This is a genomic window from Promicromonospora alba, from assembly GCF_042654905.1.
Taxonomy (GTDB): Bacteria; Actinomycetota; Actinomycetes; order Actinomycetales; family Cellulomonadaceae; genus Promicromonospora; species Promicromonospora alba.
This window is the reverse complement of record NZ_JBHSFI010000016.1, coordinates 1-613: the sequence shown is the minus strand read 5'-3', so window position 1 is coordinate 613 and position 613 is coordinate 1. Positions and strand designations below refer to the sequence as shown.

General features: G+C 66.2%; 1 protein-coding gene. It reads left to right on the top strand.

The window, feature by feature from the left end; genetic code table 11:
* The coding region (locus ACFO6V_RS28780) for a nucleotide sugar dehydrogenase (protein ID WP_377142734.1) at nt 1-613 on the top strand (613 nt) is incomplete at both ends.

Genomic DNA, 613 nt, shown 5'->3' with positions numbered 1-613 from the left:
CCGGCGCGGGCATCGTGTTCTCCCCCGAGTTCCTGCGCGAGGGCCGCGCCCTGTACGACAACCTGCACCCCTCCCGCATCGTGGTCGGCGACCGCACCGAACGCGGCAAGCAGTTCGCCGACCTGCTCCTGGAAGGCGCCGTCACCAAAGACGTCCCCATCCTGCTGACCGACGCCACCGAGGCCGAGGCCATCAAGCTGTTCGCCAACACCTACCTCGCCCTGCGCGTCGCGTACTTCAACGAGCTGGACACCTACGCCGCGACCCACGGCCTGGACACCGCACAGATCATCGAGGGCGTCGGCCTGGACCCCCGCATCGGCTCGCACTACAACAACCCGTCCTTCGGCTACGGCGGCTACTGCCTGCCCAAGGACACCAAACAGCTCCTCGCGAACTACGCCGACGTCCCACAGAACCTGATCAACGCCGTCGTGGACGCCAACACCACCCGCAAGGACTTCGTCGCCGCCGACATCCTGCGCCGCGAACCCAAGACCGTCGGCGTCTACCGCCTCGTGATGAAGTCCGGATCGGACAACTTCCGCGCCTCCAGCATCCAGGGCATCATGAAGCGCATCAAGGCCAAGGGCGTCGAGGTCATCGTCTACGA